This window comes from Streptomyces sp. SID13031, assembly GCF_010548305.1.
Lineage (GTDB): Bacteria > Actinomycetota > Actinomycetes > Propionibacteriales > Kribbellaceae > Kribbella.
Map to the genome: position 1 here is coordinate 1 of NZ_JAAGLV010000072.1, position 462 is coordinate 462.

1 protein-coding gene is annotated in these 462 nt (G+C 73.4%); it reads left to right on the plus strand.

Features of this window, described 5'->3' with window-relative positions:
- A partial coding sequence (locus tag G3I17_RS39280) for a DNA-processing protein DprA (protein WP_203591359.1) occupies positions 1 to 462 on the plus strand: 462 nt, incomplete at both ends.

Below are 462 nucleotides of genomic sequence, written 5' to 3' on the forward strand. Positions count from 1 at the left end.
AGTTGCCGCCCGCCGAGCATCCGACGCGCAGCAGGTTCATCCTGCGCAACCGGGTGATCGCCGCGCTCACCCGGGGCACGGTCGTGGTGGAGGCGGAGTACCGCAGCGGCTCACTGGTGACGGCCAGGAGCGCCCAACGGCTGGGCCGCTCCACGATGGGGGTGCCCGGACCCGCGACGAGCGGTCTCTCCGCCGGGGTGCACGAACTGCTGCGCGGTGAGGGGGTCCTGGTCACGGACGCCGCGGAAGTCATCGAGCTGGTGGGGGAGATCGGGGACCTCGCACCCGTCCGGCGCGGCCCCGTACTGCCTCGTGACCTCCTCGATCCCGCCTCCGCGCGCGTCCTGGACGCCCTGCCCCGGACCGGGGGCATGGACGGGCGCGCCGTGGCGCGGGCCGCCGGGACGTCCACCGATGAGGCACTCGGCCGTTTGTACGAACTGCACTCACTGGGGTTCGTAG